The 19,502-nt window shown below is 27.6% G+C and carries 18 protein-coding genes; 6 read left to right on the top strand and 12 right to left on the bottom strand.

What is annotated here, in order from left to right:
• From CRU93_RS07525 to CRU93_RS07540, 4 genes are all read right to left on the bottom strand, one after another.
• Entirely contained in the window at nucleotides 1-210 is a 210-nt protein-coding gene (locus CRU93_RS07525) for a hypothetical protein (RefSeq protein ID WP_129103578.1), read from the bottom strand.
• Between the two features lie 110 nt (nucleotides 211-320).
• Nucleotides 321-3,509, bottom strand: coding sequence for an NAD-glutamate dehydrogenase domain-containing protein (locus CRU93_RS07530; RefSeq protein WP_129103579.1), 3,189 nt, complete (start codon nucleotides 3,507-3,509; stop codon nucleotides 321-323).
• A 125-nt stretch (nucleotides 3,510-3,634) separates the two neighbouring features.
• Nucleotides 3,635-4,102 (bottom strand): Cys-tRNA(Pro) deacylase, encoded by a 468-nt coding sequence (gene ybaK, locus CRU93_RS07535; protein WP_129103580.1) that lies wholly within the window; start codon nucleotides 4,100-4,102, stop codon nucleotides 3,635-3,637.
• Nucleotides 4,099-5,172 carry a DNA alkylation repair protein gene (locus CRU93_RS07540; protein WP_129103581.1) on the bottom strand — a complete coding sequence of 358 codons (1,074 nt, stop codon included), beginning with the start codon at nucleotides 5,170-5,172 and terminating at the stop codon, nucleotides 4,099-4,101. Before CRU93_RS07540 ends, ybaK begins: the two co-directional genes overlap by 4 nt.
• A 71-nt stretch (nucleotides 5,173-5,243) precedes the next feature.
• Here CRU93_RS07540 and CRU93_RS07545 point away from each other — a divergent pair, with 71 nt between their 5' ends.
• Together CRU93_RS07545 and CRU93_RS07550 are read left to right on the top strand one after the other, a co-directional pair.
• Entirely contained in the window at nucleotides 5,244-6,455 is a 1,212-nt protein-coding gene (locus tag CRU93_RS07545; RefSeq protein WP_129103582.1) for an HD-GYP domain-containing protein, read from the top strand.
• A gap of 51 nt (nucleotides 6,456-6,506) precedes the next feature.
• A complete protein-coding gene (locus CRU93_RS07550; RefSeq protein ID WP_129103583.1) occupies nucleotides 6,507-7,568 on the top strand; it encodes an agmatinase family protein in 1,062 nt (353 codons plus the stop codon).
• A gap of 83 nt (nucleotides 7,569-7,651) precedes the next feature.
• Here the strand turns inward: CRU93_RS07550 and CRU93_RS07555 are convergent, their stop codons facing one another.
• The 8 genes from CRU93_RS07555 to aspA all read right to left on the bottom strand — a co-directional run bounded on the left by CRU93_RS07555 (nucleotide 7,652) and on the right by aspA (nucleotide 15,054).
• Nucleotides 7,652-8,062, bottom strand: coding sequence for a hypothetical protein (locus CRU93_RS07555; RefSeq protein WP_129103584.1), 411 nt, complete (start codon nucleotides 8,060-8,062; stop codon nucleotides 7,652-7,654).
• Nucleotides 8,063-8,494 carry a hypothetical protein gene (locus CRU93_RS07560; RefSeq protein WP_129103585.1) on the bottom strand — a complete coding sequence of 144 codons (432 nt, stop codon included), beginning with the start codon at nucleotides 8,492-8,494 and terminating at the stop codon, nucleotides 8,063-8,065.
• A gap of 509 nt (nucleotides 8,495-9,003) precedes the next feature.
• Nucleotides 9,004-10,305, bottom strand: a complete 1,302-nt coding sequence (locus CRU93_RS07565) for a 2-isopropylmalate synthase (RefSeq protein WP_129103586.1) — start codon at nucleotides 10,303-10,305, stop codon at nucleotides 9,004-9,006.
• A 207-nt stretch (nucleotides 10,306-10,512) separates the two neighbouring features.
• A complete protein-coding gene (locus CRU93_RS07570) occupies nucleotides 10,513-11,268 on the bottom strand; it encodes an AraC family transcriptional regulator (protein ID WP_129103587.1) in 756 nt (251 codons plus the stop codon).
• Between the two features lie 2 nt (nucleotides 11,269-11,270).
• A complete protein-coding gene (locus CRU93_RS07575; protein WP_129103588.1) occupies nucleotides 11,271-12,038 on the bottom strand; it encodes a TSUP family transporter in 768 nt (255 codons plus the stop codon).
• A 59-nt stretch (nucleotides 12,039-12,097) separates the two neighbouring features.
• The gene (locus CRU93_RS07580) at nucleotides 12,098-13,018 is read right to left on the bottom strand and encodes a manganese-dependent inorganic pyrophosphatase (protein WP_129103589.1); all 921 of its coding nucleotides are present in this window, start codon (nucleotides 13,016-13,018) and stop codon (nucleotides 12,098-12,100) included.
• A 129-nt stretch (nucleotides 13,019-13,147) separates the two neighbouring features.
• Nucleotides 13,148-13,642: an asparaginase domain-containing protein gene (locus tag CRU93_RS07585; RefSeq protein ID WP_129103590.1), complete on the bottom strand. Its 495-nt coding sequence runs from the start codon at nucleotides 13,640-13,642 to the stop codon at nucleotides 13,148-13,150.
• On the bottom strand, nucleotides 13,642-15,054 hold the full coding sequence (gene aspA / locus CRU93_RS07590) for an aspartate ammonia-lyase (protein WP_129103591.1): 1,413 nt from the start codon (nucleotides 15,052-15,054) through the stop codon (nucleotides 13,642-13,644). Before aspA ends, CRU93_RS07585 begins: the two co-directional genes overlap by 1 nt.
• A gap of 257 nt (nucleotides 15,055-15,311) precedes the next feature.
• Between aspA and CRU93_RS14160 the strand changes: the two genes are divergently transcribed.
• From CRU93_RS14160 to CRU93_RS07605, 4 genes are all read left to right on the top strand, one after another.
• Nucleotides 15,312-15,467 (top strand): hypothetical protein, encoded by a 156-nt coding sequence (locus tag CRU93_RS14160; protein ID WP_164967647.1) that lies wholly within the window; start codon nucleotides 15,312-15,314, stop codon nucleotides 15,465-15,467.
• Nucleotides 15,468-15,598: 131 nt separating this feature from the next.
• Entirely contained in the window at nucleotides 15,599-16,843 is a 1,245-nt protein-coding gene (locus CRU93_RS07595; protein ID WP_129103592.1) for a diaminobutyrate--2-oxoglutarate transaminase, read from the top strand.
• Between the two features lie 10 nt (nucleotides 16,844-16,853).
• The gene (locus tag CRU93_RS07600) at nucleotides 16,854-18,248 is read left to right on the top strand and encodes an NAD-dependent succinate-semialdehyde dehydrogenase (RefSeq protein ID WP_129103593.1); all 1,395 of its coding nucleotides are present in this window, start codon (nucleotides 16,854-16,856) and stop codon (nucleotides 18,246-18,248) included.
• A gap of 26 nt (nucleotides 18,249-18,274) precedes the next feature.
• The gene (locus tag CRU93_RS07605) at nucleotides 18,275-19,459 is read left to right on the top strand and encodes a M24 family metallopeptidase (RefSeq protein WP_129103594.1); all 1,185 of its coding nucleotides are present in this window, start codon (nucleotides 18,275-18,277) and stop codon (nucleotides 19,457-19,459) included.
• Nucleotides 19,460-19,502 lie beyond the last annotated feature (43 nt).

Genomic DNA, 19,502 nt, shown 5'->3' on the forward strand with positions numbered 1-19,502 from the left:
TTATTTTTTAGCTGTATTAATTCCCGGATTATCTTGAGTACCTACATAATCATCAACAACATTATTTTCATATTTAAATATTGCAAAAATTGCACCAATAATCAGTCCTATTGCAATAACAGTTCTTACTGTATTTCTTTTGCTTTGAGATTCTTTATTGTCATAATCTTCAATTTTATGCATTGATAATTCATCATCTTGTGTTCTCATAACTACTCCTTTTTCTATATTTAATAACTATAGCAAATATTTCTTAATTAAAAACACATAAGTTAAACTTATAGTTGTTTTTAAAGTTTTACTAATATTCTTTTTTATTTTTATATAGTAGAAACCATAAGTTGATTTACTGTTGCTACTATATCTTTTATCTCTTTTTCTTCTTTTGTAATAAATACATCAAGATGTTCTCTAATTTTATAAAACACCTCTTTTTCATTTGAAACATAGTTTGTAAAAGCATCTTCTGGTGCTTCATTTATCCTTTTAAAATCTAAAACTTTTCTTGTATAATGAACTACAATATGATCAATAAATTGTAAAGCTTGATTTCTTAATATTACATCAGTTTTAGAATGTATTTTTATTCTATTTAGATATAAAATTATCTCTAAGATATTAAACTCATGAATTAATTGATAAAATAAAATTATCACATCTTTAAATGAGTGTTGAGTATTTTCTTGAATTACAATTGCTGCAACTGCAAATCTTAGATAATCAATCACACTATAAAATAAATTAAACTCATCATCACCTTTTATTAATACTTCAATATGTTGAGTATGAACTTGTGAAAGAAAAGAGAATAATTCATTTCTATGATCAATTATATGATTTGAATCAATCTGATTTTTTCTTAAATATTTCAACATCCATTTTGTACTTGTATATAAAATATATTCAAGTTTTACTATTAACTCATACTGTTTTTCATAATTCAATTTATAATCTTGTGAATATATCTTTTCTCTTATTTCTTTTGAACCAAATAATTGTTTTACAATTAAATATGCTTTGATTTTTTTGATAAATTTATCTTTTCCTAACTTTTCATAATCAGCTATAAAAGTACAACCTTGAGAATTAATCAAAATATCTGCAATTTTAGTTGCTATTATCTGTCTTTTTAAAGGGTGTGAAAGTATCTCATGTTCATATGCTCCAACAAATGATTTAGGAAAATATTTATACAAATATTGTAGTGAGAATTGTTCATCAATTAAAGTAGAATCCAGTAAAACTTTTTTTATAAAAATTTTAGAGTAAGATAAAAGTGAACCTAAAATTGGTCTTACTATTGAACCATTTATATCTATTATTTCATTTATGTTTTCATTTTTTGGTATATAAAAATCAGTTCTATTAAATGCTTCAATATTATCTTCTAAAACTTCAATTGCTTTTAGAAATGCATTTTGATTTTTTCTAGAAAATCTTTCATCAAGCGAAATTGCTAAAGATTGATTATAGTTATTATTCAATACAAGTGAAACAACTTGATCTGTTAAACTATTTAAAGTATTCTTACTCTCTTCATCACAAAGAACTTTTTGATCTTTTAAACTATTTAATAAAATTTTTAGATTTACCTCATGATCTGATGTATTAACTCCTGCTGCATTATCGATTCCATCAAGATTAATTCTACCACCAGATAAAGCATACTCAATTCTTGCTTTTTGAGTAAATCCTAAGTTTCCACCTTCACAAACAATTGAAGCTTTTATATCATTTGCGTCAACTCTTACTGCTTCATTTTGCTTATCTCCAATGTCTATACTATTTTCATCACTTGCTTTTACATATGTCCCAACACCACCATTAAATAGTAAATCTACATTCATAGTGATTAGTTTTACACATAACTCTTCACCGCTTAGTGTTTTTTTATTTGTTCCTATAAGTTTTTTTATTTCAGGTGTTAACTCAATCTCTTTTTCACTTCGTAAAAAGACTCCTCCACCTTTTGAGATTTTTGTTTTATCATAATTTCTCCAACTTGCTTGTTTTGAATAAAATAGTCTTTTTCTTTCTTCAAAACTCTCTTTTAAATTTGGATTTGGATCAATAAAAATCTCTTTATGTCCAATTGCAGCAAGAAGCTTGAATTTATCTGATTCAATCATTCCATTTCCAAAAACATCTCCACTCATAGAACCAAGTCCCATTACTGTAATTGAATCTTTGTAAATATCAACTCCATCTTCTAAAAAAAATCTTTTGGTTGACATAATTGAACCTTTTGCAGTGATACCTAAATCTTTATGTCCATATCCATTGCTTCCACCACTTGCAAATGCATCACCCAACCAATAGCCACGACTAATTGCAATACCATTTGCCACATCACTCATTGATGCAGTTCCTTTATCAGCAGCAACTACAAAATATGCATCATCACCATCATATGAAATGATTTTTTTATCTTTTACTACCTTTCCATCAACCATATTATCAACTAAATCCAAGTTTGCATTAATATACATAGAATAGATATGTTCAAAATACTCTTTTGTAACTTCTGAAGTCTCTTTATTTATTACAAAACCACCCTTTGAACCATCTGGAATAATAATAGAGTTTTTACCCTCTTGAGTAATCATCAAAGATTTTACTTCTTGTCTATAATCTTCATGTCTATCACTCCATCTTAATCCACCCCTTGAAATTTTACTCATTCTTAAGTGAACACCATAAAACTCTGGATGATAAATAAAATTCTCCAAATTAGGCTGTATACCTTTTAAACTCTCAGAGAAACACTTTGTATCAATTTTTAATGCAATTGTCTGTTTTTCTAAAAAGTAATTTGTTCTTAAAAGTGCTTGTAAAAAACTAAATGTTAATTTTAGAATTTTATCATCCATTATTTGTGGAATAGTTTTAATTTTACTTTCAATATCTTTACTTAACTTAGCTAATGCATCTTCTCTTTTACCTTTGTATTCAGGATTAAATTTTGTAAGAAAATAATCAATAAAAAGATTTGCAATTTTATGATGTGTAGTAAAAGTATGCAATATTGTCTCTGTATTTATTGTCAAAACAACTTGATCCAAATACTCAATAAAAGCTTTTAAAAGCTGTATCTTTCTTATTGTAAAGTTTTCTAATAAAACTAATGAAAATATCTTCGAATGTTTCATTGAAGAGTCAAATAATGCATCTGTTATAATAGTTTCTAAATTTTTGCTTGCAGTGTGAAGTGATTCTTCATCTTCTACAAATAGATTAAATCTACTTACAAAAATAACATCTGATTTTTTTGAAATATTGTATGTTACCTCATCAATAATTTCAAAACCAACATCATGTAAAATTGGTGTGATTGAAGATAAATATAACTGTTTTTGAGAAAAAATCTTAATATAATGAACATCATCTTTTTTTGATATTTCAGTAATTACTTTTCTATTTTTAATCTCATTGAAAAACTCGTCTGTGATTTTTAAATCATCTTTTGTTAGTAGCTGCGAGCACACAGCTTCTATATCTGCAGTAGCCATAGTCTTTCCTTTTAAGTAGTTTATATAATTATTCCAATATATTTTATATCCTAATTACACTATAGTTACAATTAAATAAGTTTTAAAATTACCACAGAAACTAATTTTTTAATTTAAGTTTAATCTTATGCTTTAATATCAGATTTTTTTGCATTTAATATTTTTTGTAAATCAATAGGATTTAACTCAATATCTAAACCTCTTTTACCACCACTTATATATATAGTTCCAAAAGAAAATGCAACTTCATCGATAATTGTAGGAAGTCTTTTTTTCTGTCCTAATGGAGAGATACCTCCAAGTAAATATCCTGTTACTTTTGAAGCTTCATCTTTATTTGCCATAACTGCTTTTTTTTCGCCTAAACTAGAAGCTACTTTTTTTAAACTTAATTGATTTGATACTGGAACTACTGCTACTGCTAATTTTTTAGGTGCCAATTCAACTAAAAGAGTTTTAAATACTTGTTGTGCATTTAAATTTAATTTCTCAACTGCTTCATTTCCAAAATCTGTATTATCAGGATCATGCTCATACTTATGTAATTTGTATTCTATTTTATTTTTTTTTAATATATTTATTGCTGGTGTCATTTTAAAATAAATTCCTTTTTTATCATTTCTTTACCATTTATCATAATAGAGATATAGTGTTTCCCTAAATAGTGTTTTCTTGTAGTCATGTTTTTAAAACTCTGTTTTTTAGAAAATTTTTTATATTTTGATTTTATCTCATTTTGACTTATCATAAAAACTTTTTTATTATGAATATTATTTGATTTTAAATAATATATTATATATTCAACTCTTACATTTCCTATTGTCTCAAAAGAATCAATTTCAAAAGAGAAGTTTAAATAATCATCAATATTTACAATTTTATCATATGCAAAATTTAAAATATTTATATGATCTGTTTTTCCATATGAAAATAACTCTAATATTTGCTTATTGCCTTTTTTAAGTAAAGTTCTAGAAGCATGTTTACATATCCAATCTAAAGTAGAAGAATTTCCTAGGTTATTTTTAACAAACTCAATAATTAAGTCTGGATTATCTTTTGAAATATCATTAAGATTATTTGCTACACTCTTTTGTACATATTTACTTTTGTCAGTTTTTAAAATTTCAATTATTTCAAATAGTTTTGAAGGGTTATTTTTAAAATTTTGTAAAGCAACTGCCCAAGGAAGTCTTGGTCTACAACCTTCACTTGCTAATCTTCTTATATGTTCATTTTCTGATTTTGCCCACTTTTTCATTTGTTTCATTGTTTTATCTTCATATTTTAAAATAAAAGCTCTGATTGCAAATTCACTACTTGAATCAATAGTAAAAACTTCAAGTGCTTGCATTGAAATATCAAAATTATCAAGACCATAAACTTCTACAAAATCTTGAAAAAACATTGATTCAAAAGATGAAAATTCTTTTGAAACTTCTTTTAAAATTTCTATTTGCTTTTCATAAGAAAAAGGCAAAAAAGTATTAAGTGATTTTGCAATATGTCTCATTCTTTGTTTTAATTCATAATTATCCCAATTCTTACAAAATATTGTTTTAATAAAATTTTGTTTTTCAAATTTTTCATAAAATATAGATATATTATTTGCTAAGTTTTCAATATAATCTTTTGTATATACATTTTTTAATAGTTCTGCCATTTATACTCCAAGAGTTTTATAATATTTTATTTATTTTGATATAATAAAATAATAATATAAAAAGGTTTATTATGAAATTTAACTTAAATCAATTTCTTCTTGCTTTATCTGATGCTTTGGATTTTGTAGAAATAAATACTTTAGGTTCAACTTCTTTTCATTCTAAAAGAGTAGCTTATATAGCTTTAAGATTAGCAGATTTTTATATCTTAAATAAAAAAGAAAAATTTGATTTATGCTCTTTTTCAATTTTACATGATAATGGATTGGCTGAAGAAGTTACAATAAGTAAATTTGAGCAAGATCCAAAAAATGAAAATCATTCTATTTTAGAACAAAATTCTAAACATTGTCATATTGGAGAAAAGAATATAAAAGGTTTTCCTTTTTTATCAGAACATAAAGATATAGTAAAATATCATCATGAAAATTTTGATGGAAGTGGTTTTTTTAAATTAAAAGATGATCAAATTCCTCTTTTAGCACAAATTATTGCATTGGCAGATACTGTAGATAATATTTTTCATTTTGAAACACCAACAATAGAAAATAGACAAAAAATAATTAGATTTATAAATGATAAAAAAAATATTTTATATTCAGAAGAGTTAGTAAATAACTTTAACTTTTTAGCAAATAAAACATCATTTTGGTTGGATTTACAATCTTCAAATTTAGAAAAACTTGTCTTGAGCAAAGTTGAGAATTTCACTATGAATATTGAATTGGAACATTTAGTAAAATTATCTTCTGTTTTTACTACTATTATTGATTCTAACTCTGCATTTACATCTAGACACTCATCTGGACTTAGCAATAAAGTTGAAAAGATGAGTTACCATTACAACTATAGTAGTGAAAAAATAATGAAACTTATAATTGCTGCAAATCTTCATGATTTAGGAAAACTAGCCGTACCAAATAAAATACTTGATAAACAATCAGCACTTACAAAAGATGAATTTGAAATCATAAAATGCCATACTTATTATACAAGACAAGCATTACAAAAAGTAAATGGCTTTGAAGATATAGTTGAATGGGCATCAAATCATCATGAAAAATTAGATGGTAATGGATACCCATATGGTTTTGATGCTAAAAGATTATGTTTTGATTCAAGATTAATGACTTGTTTAGATATTTACCAAGCTTTAACCGAAGATAGACCATATAGAAAAGGTATGTCACATACAAAAACAATGGAAATATTAAAAGAGCAAGCTTCAAAAGGTTATATTGATAGCACAATTGTCAATGATATACATAAGGTTTTTAGTTGAATTTGATTAATTTAGTCTATAATTACAATATATTATTTAATAGGAAGATTGATGTCTTATAGAACTTTAAAAGAAGAAATAGAAGTATTAGAACAAGGTTTACCTCCACAAGAAGATGATGGATTTATAGGAGGAAAACTAAATCCCAAAGAAGCTAATTTGATTTTGATTCCAGTTCCTTGGGAAGCTACTGTTTCATTTGGTGAAGGAACAGCAAAAGCCCCTGATAAAATTAAAATATCAAGTCATCAACTTGATTTAGAAACTTTTCACTATGAAAAACCATATGCTGCAGGAATTGCAATGCTTAAAACAGATAAAAAACTTTTAAAGTTAAGCAATAAAGCAAGAAAAAAAGCTATTAAAGTAATTGAAGCATTAGAAAATAATTCAACAAATAAAAAAGCATTAGATTTTGTAAATAAAGCATCAAATATATTAAATGCCTCTATTTATAAAAAATGTTTAAAACAATTAAAAAAAGGAAAATTTGTAGGTGTTGTAGGAGGTGACCACTCTTCACCTTTAGGTCTTTTAAAAGCATTAAATGATACTCAAAAAGAACCATTTGGAATACTTCATGTTGATGCTCACCATGACTTAAGAGAGGCATATGAAGGTTTTACTTATTCACACGCTTCAATTTTTTATAATACTATGAAAGAGTGTGAAAAAGTTAATAAACTTGTTCAAGTTGGAATAAGAGATTATAGTAGTGAAGAATCTTTACGAATGAAAAATTATAAACAAAAAGGTGCATGTTTATATGATACAAATATGCAACAACTTCTTGCAAAAGGAGAATCTTTAGAAAATATTTTTTCTTCTTATATTGAACAACTACCTAAAAATGTATATCTTTCTATTGATATTGATGGATTAGAACCTTTAAACTGCCCAAATACAGGAACACCAGTTCCAGGTGGATTAAGATATAGCCAATTAGAACACTTAATTTATATGGTTGTAAAAAGTAATAAAAATATAATAGGATTTGATTTATGTGAAGTAGGAAGTAGTGAGAATGATTGGGATGAAAATGTGGGGGCAAGAGTTTTATATCAACTTTGTGCTGCATTACTTGCAAGTCAAAATAAGATAAATTATAATTAAAATATGTATTATGCTAAATTAAAGGATTAAAATGAAATGTTTTATGTTATCGTTATAACTTGCCCTTTATTTCAATAGTAAAATTAAAAAAAATCAGAATCAAAGAAAAAAAGTAATCTCATACTTATTATTATAAAAACAACAATAATTACGATTGATAATGAGACAATTTTAACTATCTTAAAAAACTTATTTGATATATCAATACTTTCATGATCAACTAAATAACTTCTTTTTAATCCAATTAAGATTAAGAATGTTATAACTCCTTCTTTTACAAGTGTCCAAAATAGTAATCCTTGAGTTGATGAGATTATATTTTGATTTTGAACTTCATATAAAAATGTAGGATTTATCAATAAATAAAGTATTATAATTGATATACTTAAAATTAATATTTGAGTACTTAACTTATAGTTTAATGTGTATATATATACAAGTATTGTAAATGGAATACATACATATATATAAAGTTGCATGAAAATTTCTGCCATTTATTTCTCCGATTTCTTACAATTAAACGATTCAATTATATTTTTTAACTGATTAACATAGAGCATTTTGTTTTGGGGATATCTATATTTTTTTAACTCACCTGTATAAATATCAACCTCAATCCAGCTAGTAATAGTGGTACTGCCGTCATGATTAGTTATGAGATATGAAGTTGCAAAAAGATAGTTGTCTTTATAAATAAAATAGTAACCGACTTCTTTAGTATTTCTAAAAAAAATATCTCTTAATTTTGTATCATTCAAAACAGTTTGACAAACTATATTTTTTGCACCTTGCAATGATACTTTTGCATTTTTTAATTGTGCATTATATGCAGGCGTACCGTAAAGATATATTTCTTTTTGCTCATTAGTAGATGAGCAAGCCGTAAAAATCAAAACTAATACAGCCACATATATGAACTTTATCACTTAACATTATCCTTGTTATACTTAGGTTTTATCTAACATAAGTTATCATATGTGCATCACATTAACAACATAATTATTACATCTTTTTATACCAAAAAAGAGCTTTATCTCCAATAATCTGGGTATCATTAGATGAAACAGATGAGATTGATAAAGTGATTGTAAAAGATGTAGATGAAAAAGAATTCATTGGAAAGATGATATTTAATAATAAATCTATACTTGACGTTATAGATAAAAAATGATTTTCAAAAAGGCATAGTATTAAGTATGAATAAAAAGTTTAAAATTAAAAGTGTAATATTGTTGACCTTGACAAATTAGTCGAACAAGGAGTTATTTGAAATAAAAAAGAGTGATAATCTCACTCTTTTTTATAAGTCCCGCAAGATAGAAATTAAAAATAATAAATGCGGGAAGCTTTGCCTCCGAAGCCGTAGTTGTTTTTGCTTACTTTTCGTCAACACAAAAGTAAGAGAACAAAGAGGTTTATCCTCTTCAAGAGAATACTATTTTTTATGCCCCTCATAAAGTTCAATAATCTCCTCTTTACTCAATTCCCTTTTCAATTTATCACTTTGCTCTTTTACTAAAATACCAAATTTTATAGACTCTTCTTTAGTTAAATTTTCTCCAAAAAACTCACTTATGATAAAAGCAACTCCCCCTTTCCCTGATTGGGAATTTACTCTAATAACATCTTCATATCCCCTTTTTATATCTTTTGGGTCTATTGGCAAGTATGGGACATTCCACTCTTGACAAGAGTTTTCTCTATAAAAGTCTATTCCTTTTTTTATAGCATCTTGATGGCCTCCACTAAAAGCTGTAAAAATCATATCTCCCACATAAGGATGTCTTGAGTGAACTTTTAAACTTGTTTTTTCTTCATACATCTTTTTTACTTCATCTATAATTGACAAATCAAGAGTAGAATCAATACCTTGTGAGTGTAAATTAAAAGCAAAATTTACTAAATCTAAGTTCCCTGCTCTCTCACCATTTCCAAAAAGTGTTCCTTCAACTCTATTTGCACCTGCTAAAACTGCAAGTTCTGCTGAGGCTACTGATGTTCCTCTGTCATTGTGAGGATGAACACTTATTATAAGGGCATCTTTATTGTTCAAATTATTGCACATCCACTCTATTCTATCTGCATAAATATTTGAAGTGCAAGCTTCTAGAGTGTTTGGTAAATTTATTATCATCTTGTTTTGTACTGTTGGTTTTACTACATCGATTACTTTATTACATATTTTTACTGCAAACTCTAAATTGGTTTGGGAAAAACTCTCTGGGGAATAATCATATATAACATTGCCCTCAAAATCTTTAGTAAGTTCCCTTAAGTATTTCATTGACTCAACTGCCATATTTATTATCTCTTCATCACTTTTTTTAAAAACTACTCTTCTTTGGAACTCATTTGTAGGATTGTATAGATGAAAAATTCCATTTTTCACTCCTCTCATAGCTTCAACACTTTTTTTTATCCACTCTTTTTTTGCTGGTATTAATACTTGAATAGCAACATCATCAGGTATAAGATTTTCTTCAATTAATTTTCTTGTAAAATTAAAATCAGTATCACTAGCACTTGGATAGCTTACTTCTATTTGTTTAAATCCCATCTTTACTAAAGTATTAAAATACTGCAACTTTTGTTCAATATTTAAAGGGTTTACTAAAGCTTGATTTCCATCTCTTAAATCTACACTTCCATAAATAGGTGCTTTTGTGATTTGATTATTTGGCCAAGTACGTACGAAGTTTTTGACAATAGGATATTGTCTATATTTTTTATAAGTCATTTTATTCTCCATGATTTTATATATTTTGCAAATATTTGCGACTAAAATTGATAAGGTATGATTTGAAAATTATTTTAGGAATTAGAGGTTTAAGAGTAGATTGTTTATTTGAATAATGTTATATTTTTTCATACTATTTATAGTTTCTCCTTTTATTTGCCTAAGTATATAAAATAAAAGAATTTAAATCTTGTACAAAATTAACATTTATGAAGATATATTTGATTGATACTCTTTAGGTGTTAGTTGAAATACTCGTTTAAAGTTTCTATTTAAGTGGCTTTGATCAAAAAAACCACACTGTAAAGCAACATCAACAATTGGTATATTTTTTGATAAAAGCTCTTTTGCTTTATGTACTTTTTTATTTAAGATGTATGAGTGTATTGTCTTTTTAAAGACTCTAATTAGGTGAATTTGGGTTATATTAAATATCTTAGAAATATATTCCAAACTAAGTTCTTCTAAGTAATTTTCATCTAAATACTCTTTTATTTTAAAGCAAATATCATTTTTAAAATCTTCTTTTATTTTTTTATAACTAAAAAATTTTATACAAAATTCTAAGACAAACTCCTCTTTTTGAATTATGCTTACTTTTTCATCTAAGATAATTTGGCATAAATTTTCAAAGTCTAAACTATTTTCTTTATAAGTATAATCACTATTAAAAAATAAGCCAATACTATTTAAAAATGAAGTATCCAAATACAAAACATAACCATCTTTAGCTTCACTTTGTAAAGTTGCACTATGTGCTACTAATTTATTTATTATTATAAAGTTATTTGGTTTTAATAAAATAGATTCATCTTTAAAATTGATATTTATACTATTTTGTTTTATCGAAGTTATTGTTATTTGATTATGAGAGTGTAATTTCTCACACTCTTTAATATGTTTTATATATCTTAACTCTAAAAAAGGTAATTTATCATTTTTAAAAATCTTAATTTCATTCATAATTACGACACAAATATTTTAATAATATTTCCAACTAACATAAAAATAAGCACAAAGATAAGCACTTTTTTTATAAACTCTTCTCCACCTTTAATAGCAAAATGGCTTCCTGCATAAGATCCAGCTACATTTGCTAATCCTAAAGGAAGTGCAACTGCCCAAAGAACTTTTCCTGCAAAAATAAATGCAATTGCAGAACCTACATTTGTTGCAAAATTTAAAGGTTTTGTTGAAGCTGTCGCAGTTAAATAATCTAAACTCAAAAATTTCTTCATTGAAATAGTTAAATATGTCCCTGTTCCAGGGCCAAGTAAACCATCATAAAATCCAATTGGAGCAGTTGAAAGAATAATTCTTTTTTTAGTCACTTCTTCTTTATCTTTTTTTATGTGTTTACTCTTTTTAAAAAGAAAAGCTAATGCAATTGGAATTGCTATTAATATAGCCCATTTTATAGTTTCATCTGATAAAAACATAACTAAAGAGCTTCCAATATAAGAGAATACTAAACAAGGAATAATCGCGATTGAGACAACATACCAAGATATTTTTTTACTTAATGCATATTTTATTGTTGCCATAAATACACCAAAAAAACTTGCTACTTTATTTGAAGCTAAAACATGAACGGGAGATATTCCCATAAAAAGAAGTGCAGGAACTTGAATCATTCCTCCTCCACCAGCAATTGAGTCAATATAACCAGCAATAAAACCAGCTACAAGAAGAAAAATAACCCATGAAAGGGCAATATCATTAAAAAGTTCCATTATGTGAATGCCTTAATATTAAATACAATAAAAGATAGCAAAAAGCTATCTTTTAAAATTTATGCAAATGCAGGTTGTAAGAAAGGAATAATCTGTTTTTTTCTTGATAGACAACCATCTAACCAAACTTTGTTGTCTTCAAGTTTTACATCAAATGCTTTTTCAAAAATTGATGTATCTTCTGAAGAAACTAATACTTCAGAACCTTCTTTCATAATATCTGTAAGAAGTAAACATGCTGTATGTAAATTGTTTTCTTCTCTTAATTTATCTAAATCTGCTTGTAATTCAGATTTTATACTATCAAATAAGCTTAAATCAATTACTTCTAATTGTCCAATACCAACATTTTTTCCATGCATATCAAATGGTTTATAATCTCTTAAAATTAAATCTCTTACAGGAACACCTTCAACTGCTGATTTAACTTTAAACATCTCCATTCCAAGTGCACCAAAATCTTCAACACCAGCAATTTCTGCCAATTCTCTTACTGCTTTAATATCAGTTTGTGTACATGTTGGTGATTTAAAAATTACTGTATCACTTAAAATTGCACATAACATTACTCCAGCAATATTAGCAGGAATTTCAACACCATGGAAGTCATACATCTCTTTTACGATTGTATTAGTACATCCAACAGGTCTAATCCAACACTCTAATGGAGTAGAAGTAGTAATATCTCCTAATTTATGATGATCAACTATACCAACAACAGTTGCTTCATCTAAATCTTTTGGTGCTTGTCCTCTATCTGAATAATCTGTAATAAATAGTTCACAACCTGCAAATTCAGTTTTAAGTTCAGGTGCTTCAAAACCAAATCTATCTAAGATAAATTGAGTTTCAGGGCTAACTGGTCCTTGTCTTGCAGGTATTGCTTCACGCCCAATTTTATTTAAAAGGTAAGCTAATGAAATCGCTGAACAGATTGAATCTGAATCAGGAGTAGTATGTCCACATGTATAAATTGCCATAAAAAATATCCTATATTTAAGTTTTTGTGATTTTACCTAAAGTTAAGTTATTTTAATTTTAAAAAGTGAAGTTAGAGTTATTTGTTGAGAAAAAAAGTTAAAATAAGAGGAAGATTCCTCTTATTTTAGTTAGTTTTGGATAAGAAATTGTCCAAGTTCTCTATTTTTTACAAGTTTAGAAGAATCAACTACAACTCCATGCATAGAGATATAAGTACCATTATTAACCTCAGCACTTAAAAATCCTAAAGCCTGAGAAAAGTTCATAGTAGCTTCAATTGTATCTATACTCATTGGAACCATTGCCCCTGTAAATACAATTTTTTTAGCTATTTTTTCTTCTTTTATTAATGCACTTGTCAAATGAACAGTATCTGTTCCATGAATTATAATAATATTATCATTTTGTGTATTTTTTATAGCATCACAAATCTCTTTTCTATCTTCATCTGTCATATCTAAACTATCTTTTGATACAACATTTACAATTTCAAAATCTACATTGTGGCATGATGCTACAATTTTATCTAAAGCTATATTATCAGCTGGAACTTCTAATTGTCCTTTAATTGGATTATATCTTTTATTAAAAGTACCACCAGTATTGATAATAGTTACTTTCATTAAACGTCCTTTCCTTCATAATTATTTACCATATTTTTTGGGTGAAGTAAATCTTCTAACTCTTCTTTTGTAAATAACTCTTTTTCTAAAAGAAGATCATAAACTCTTTTATTTGTTGCTAGTGCCTCTTTTGCAATTGCTGAACTTTTTTCATAACCTAAAATTGGATTTAAACAAGTAACAAGTGTTACTGAATTTAAGATATATTCCATACAAACATCTTCATTTGCAGTTATACCTTTCACACATTTTTCACCTAATGAATCAAATGCTCTTCTCATCATATTTATTGAATTCATTAATTTATATGCAACTAATGGTTCAAAAACATTAAGTTGAAGTTGTCCACTTTCACAAGCAATTGAAATTGTAGAATCTGAACCAATTACTTCAAATGCCACTTGATTTACTACTTCAGGAATTACAGGATTTACTTTTCCTGGCATGATTGAACTTCCTGGTTGCATTTTTGGTAAATTTATTTCATTAAACCCAGCTCTAGGACCTGAACTTAGTAATCTCAAGTCATTACAAACTTTAGAAACTTTGATTGCAACTCTTTTAAGTATACCAGAAATATGCACAAAAACTCCAGTATCTTGAGTTGCTTCAATTAAATCCCCAGCACTTTCATAATCAATACCAGTTACGCTTCTTAAATGGTTTATAACTTTTTTTTGATACTCTTTTTTTGCATTAATTCCAGTACCAATAGCAGTAGCACCTAAATTTACTTCTTTTAATAAAGCTTGAGATTCACTTAATCTAAAAATATCTTCATTTAACATTACTGCAAAAGTTTGAAACTCTTGTCCTAAAGTCATAGGAACAGCATCTTGAAGCTGTGTTCTTCCCATTTTTAATACATCTTTAAACTCAATAGATTTATCATGAAAAGCATCCCTTAAATCTCTTAATGAATCTTTTAACTTATAAATTAGTTCATAAAGAGTTACTTTTATTGCTGTTGGATAAACATCATTTGTAGACTGACTCATATTAATATGATTATTTGGATGTATAATATCATATGAACTTCTAGGATATCCTAATATTTCAAGTGCTCTATTAGCAATTACTTCATTTGCATTCATATTTGTAGAAGTACCTGCTCCCCCTTGAATTGGGTCAACAATAAACTGATCATGAAATTTCCCATCAATAATTTCATTACAAGCTTGTATGATTGCATCTTTTTGTTCAAGTGTTAAATCACCTAATTCAAAATTAGTTAAGGCACAAGCTTTTTTAACTTTTGCAAGTGATTTAATAAAAGTAGGAAATAGTGATAAACTAGTTTTCGTAATATCAAAATTCTCTTTTGCTCTTAATGTTTGAATTCCATAATAACAATCTTTTTCAATCTCTTTTTCACCTATAAAATCGTGTTCGATTCTAATGCTATCTGCCATGTCATCCTCTTTATTATAATTTAATTTCAAAAGCATATATTATAAAAGTATATAAAAAGTGTGCTTTTAAATTTATGCTTATTATTTTTATAAAAAATAAGCTTAATAGCCTCAAAATCATATGTAAATATACTAAAAAGAGCAGGTATTGTAAACACCTTAATTGAATAAATCTGTACACTTTATAAACAATCAAAATTTGCATAAATATATAATTTTAGTTACAATTTTCTATGAACTAAAAAAAAGGAGATAAAATGAACTTTTTTTGTTTTTTAACAATGAAACTAAAACATGAACTAAGTTTACTCCTTATAAAACTATTTAGACTTGTAGAAATATTTACAAAACCTATCAAAAGAATACAAAACTTACTTATTCAAGATAAAAACTTCATAATGGCTGCCATTTAGACCCCCGCAATTAATCCAGTCCAATGTTAATTGTGATTTTAATCAATTGACTTTATTTTTAGAATACTATTGATTAATTTAGTGGGTCATTCCAATTTTATATATTAAATATTTTTTTTAAGGAATTTAAAATGGCAAATGAAATGAATATATTTGAAGAGTATGAATCAGAAATCAGAGCATATTGTAGAGCGGCACCAACAGTTTTCAAATCAGCATCTAATGCAAAAATGATAGATGAAAATGAAAAAGAATATGTAGATTTTTTTGCGGGTGCAGGAGTTTTAAATTTTGGACATAATAATCCAAAAATGAAAGAAGCAATTATCAAATTTATTGAAAATGATGGAGTAATTCAATCTTTAGATATGTTTACAGATGTAAAAAGAGAATTCATTGATACATTTGTTAAACTAATTTTAAAACCAAGAGGTTGGGAAGATAGAAAATTACAATTTACAGGCCCTACTGGAACAAACGCAGTTGAAGCTGCATTAAAACTAGCAAGAAAAGTAACAGGAAGAACAGAAGTAGTTGCTTTTCATAGAGGTTTTCATGGTATGACTTTAGGATCATTAGCTTGCACAGCAAATAATGCTTTTAGAAGTTCATCAGGAGTTCCTTTAAATAATGTAATAAGAGGAACTTTTAATGATATGCATGCATTAAAATTAATGAGAGAGCAAATTGAACATACAGGTTCTGGACTTGTTCCCCCTGCAGCATTTATGGTAGAAACTCTTCAAGCAGAAGGTGGAGTACATGAAGCAGATAAACAATGGATTTTAGAAGTTCAAAAACTTGCACGTGATACTGGTGCACTTTTCATTGTTGATGATATTCAAGGTGCAAGTGGAAGAACAGGAAGTTATTTTAGTTTTGATGATTTAGAAATTGATCCAGATATTGTTGTACTTGCAAAAGGTCTTGGAGGAATAGGAACTCCTATTGGTATGTGCTTAAATAAAGCAGAATATGACAAAGCATGGAGTCCAGGTCAACATACTGGTACATTTAGAGGTCAAGGAATATCTTATGTAGCAGGTAAAATTGGACTAGAAAACTTTAAAGATGAAGAATTTAATAATGAGACAAAAAGAAAAGGTCAAATAATAAAAGATACTTTAGACTCATTAAATTCAAAATATGATCAAGTAAAAGGTGTACGACATAAAGGAATGATGTTAGCAATTGATTTTGAAAATGCTGCATTAGCCAAACAAATTACAACTAAATGTTTTGAAAATGGGTTAATTATTGGAGCTTGTAGTACTGGTGAAATTGTTAAATTTATTCCACCATTAACAATTGAAGAAGATACTTTAAAAGAGGGACTTAGCAGATTTGTAAAATCAGTAGAGTCAATCTTAGGTTAAGGAGAATATTATGAGTTATAGTTCAACACATTTTAAATCAATTAATCCTTATACACAAGAGACTGTATGCGAAATCCCTATGCATACAAATGAGCAAGTAAAACAGATTATCGAAAATGCTCAAGATGTATATATAAATGTTTGGAGAGATACACCTTTTAAACAAAGAGCTCAACTATTAAATGAAGTTGCAAAACAGATGCTTGATAATCTTGATGAATATGCACTTCCTATGACTGAAGAGATGGGTAAACCAATCAATGAAGCAAGAGGTGAAGTAAAAAAAGCTGCATGGGCTGCTGAACATTATGCCCAATTTGGTGAAGAATATTTAAAAACTGAATATTTAGAATCTGATGCTACACAAAGTTATGTTCAATATTTACCATTAGGTGCAACACTTGGTATTTTACCTTGGAATGCCCCTTTTTGGCTAGCATTTAGATATCTTGCTCCTGCACTAATGTCAGGCAATAGTTGTATTATGAAACATGATTCTCATACTCCATTATGTGCTTTAAAGATTGTTGAAGCATTTGAAAAAGCAGGAATGCCTAAAAATCTTGTTCAAAATATTGTTATTGATCATACACAAATTGAACCAATAATAAGACACCCTTTTATTACAGGTGTTTCTTTAACTGGTTCATCAAAAGCTGGTTCAATTATTGGTGCAATTGCAGGTAGCGAAATAAAACCTGTTGTTTTAGAATTAGGAGGAAGTGATCCTGCGATTGTTTTAGCTGATACAAAAGACTTAAATGAAGCAGCAGATGTTATTGTATTATCAAGATATATTAATGCAGGACAATCTTGTATTGCTGCAAAAAGAATAATTGTAGAAGAACCAATTTATGAAGAGTTCATAGAATTACTTAAAGAAAAATTCTCTAAATTAAAACTTGGTGACCCGAAAGATGAATCAACAAATATAGGCCCAATTGCTAGAAAAGAACTAGTTGATGAGATGCATAGTCAAGTTGACAGATCTATAGCTGCTGGAGCAAGATTGGTTTTAGGAGGGCAAAAATATGAAGGAAAAGCTTTCTTTTTCCCTGTTACACTTTTAGCAGATGTTGATCCAGGTATGGTTGTTTCTTGCCAAGAGACTTTTGGTCCAATTGCAGCAGTTATAAAAGCTAAAGATATAGATGATGCAATAAAAATTGCAAATGATACAGATTATGGTCTTGGAGGTTCTGTATGGACAGGAGATATAGAAAAAGGTAAAAAAATAGCTAGCAAAATTGTCACTGGACAAGTATCAGTAAATGGCATTGTGAAATCAGATCCAAGACTTCCAAGTGGTGGAGTAAAAAAATCTGGGTTAGGAAAAGAGTTAGGACCACATGGCATAAAAATGTTTGTAAATACTCAACAAGTTTGGGTTGGACCTGTAAAATAACTTATAAGTATCAAAGGGATTAAAAGATGAAGGGTAAATTACCATTTACAAAAAAAGAGTATATCCAAAGGGTACGAAAAGTAAAATCTTTAATGCAACAAAGAAGAATAGATGTTCTTGTTGCAACTGACCCAGGAAATATGAATTGGTTAACAGGTTATGATGGTTGGTCTTTTTACGTTCACCAAGGAGTAATTATCTCTTTAGATGAAGAAGAACCGATTTGGTTTGGAAGACTTATGGATAGAAATGCAGCACTTATAAAATGTTTTATGAAAGAGGATAATCTTTATGGTTATCCTGAAAAATATGTACAAAATCTAGATGAACATCCAATGACATGGATAGGTGAAAATGTCTTTCAAAAAAAAGGTTGGACTAAAGGTATTATTGCAACAGAAAGAGATACATATTATTATACAGCTGAAGCACATTTTAGACTAACTGCAACTTTACCAAATGCAACATTTATAAATGCAAATAATTTGGTTAATTGGGCAAGAGGTATTAAATCTAAAAAAGAGATTGAATATATGAAAATTGCAGGAAAAATTACACAAAAAATTCATCAAAGAGTTTTAGATGTAGTTAGAGTTGGTATTCCCAAAAGTCATGTAGTATCACAAATTTATGAAACTGCAATTGAAGGTGTTGATGGATATGGTGGGGATTATCCTTCAATTGTTCCATTGTTACCTTCTGGAGCTGATGCATCTGCATCTCATATTACATGGGATGAAAGGCCTTTTAAGAGAAAAGAAGCAACATATTTTGAAATATCAGGTTGTTATAAAAGATACCACTGCCCAATGTCAAGAACAATTTTCATGGGTAAACCTGAACAAAAATATCTTGATGCTGAAAAGGCTTTACAAGAAGCAATTTTGACTGGATTAGAACAAGCAAAACCTGGAAATAGGACTTGTGATATTGCAAATGCTGTTGATGCAATTATGAAAAAATTTGGAATTAATAGAAATGGTGCAAGATGTGGTTATCCAGTAGGAGTTAGCTATCCACCTGATTGGGGTGAAAGAACTTGTAGTTTAAGATCATCAGATTTAACTGTTTTAGAACCTGGAATGACTTTTCATTTTATGCCTGGAATTTGGCAAGACGATTGGGGAATAGAAATAACTGAAAGTATATACATAACTGATACAGGAGTTGAAACTTTTTGTGATTTTCCAAGAGAATTGTTTATTAAGTAATACATGCATAAGTGATAAAAAAGCGGCATTTAATTACCATTTC

Source organism: Arcobacter sp. CECT 8985 (genome assembly GCF_004116495.1).
In the GTDB taxonomy this organism is placed as follows: domain Bacteria; phylum Campylobacterota; class Campylobacteria; order Campylobacterales; family Arcobacteraceae; genus Malaciobacter.

Coding starts and splice junctions, on each gene's coding strand:
- ybaK (WP_129103580.1), bottom strand. CDS start 4,102: ATGACACCAGCAATAAATATATTAAAAAAAAATAAAATAGAATACAAA.
- CRU93_RS07585 (WP_129103590.1), bottom strand. CDS start 13,642: ATGAAAGTAACTATTATCAATACTGGTGGTACTTTTAATAAAAGATAT.
- CRU93_RS07525 (WP_129103578.1), bottom strand. CDS start 210: ATGAGAACACAAGATGATGAATTATCAATGCATAAAATTGAAGATTAT.
- aspA (WP_129103591.1), bottom strand. CDS start 15,054: ATGGCAGATAGCATTAGAATCGAACACGATTTTATAGGTGAAAAAGAG.
- CRU93_RS07595 (WP_129103592.1), top strand. CDS start 15,599: ATGGCAAATGAAATGAATATATTTGAAGAGTATGAATCAGAAATCAGA.
- CRU93_RS07570 (WP_129103587.1), bottom strand. CDS start 11,268: ATGAATGAAATTAAGATTTTTAAAAATGATAAATTACCTTTTTTAGAG.
- CRU93_RS07540 (WP_129103581.1), bottom strand. CDS start 5,172: ATGGCAGAACTATTAAAAAATGTATATACAAAAGATTATATTGAAAAC.
- CRU93_RS07530 (WP_129103579.1), bottom strand. CDS start 3,509: ATGGCTACTGCAGATATAGAAGCTGTGTGCTCGCAGCTACTAACAAAA.
- CRU93_RS07600 (WP_129103593.1), top strand. CDS start 16,854: ATGAGTTATAGTTCAACACATTTTAAATCAATTAATCCTTATACACAA.
- CRU93_RS07545 (WP_129103582.1), top strand. CDS start 5,244: ATGAAATTTAACTTAAATCAATTTCTTCTTGCTTTATCTGATGCTTTG.
- CRU93_RS07575 (WP_129103588.1), bottom strand. CDS start 12,038: ATGGAACTTTTTAATGATATTGCCCTTTCATGGGTTATTTTTCTTCTT.
- CRU93_RS07580 (WP_129103589.1), bottom strand. CDS start 13,018: ATGGCAATTTATACATGTGGACATACTACTCCTGATTCAGATTCAATC.
- CRU93_RS07565 (WP_129103586.1), bottom strand. CDS start 10,305: ATGACTTATAAAAAATATAGACAATATCCTATTGTCAAAAACTTCGTA.
- CRU93_RS14160 (WP_164967647.1), top strand. CDS start 15,312: ATGAACTTTTTTTGTTTTTTAACAATGAAACTAAAACATGAACTAAGT.
- CRU93_RS07605 (WP_129103594.1), top strand. CDS start 18,275: ATGAAGGGTAAATTACCATTTACAAAAAAAGAGTATATCCAAAGGGTA.
- CRU93_RS07555 (WP_129103584.1), bottom strand. CDS start 8,062: ATGGCAGAAATTTTCATGCAACTTTATATATATGTATGTATTCCATTT.
- CRU93_RS07550 (WP_129103583.1), top strand. CDS start 6,507: ATGTCTTATAGAACTTTAAAAGAAGAAATAGAAGTATTAGAACAAGGT.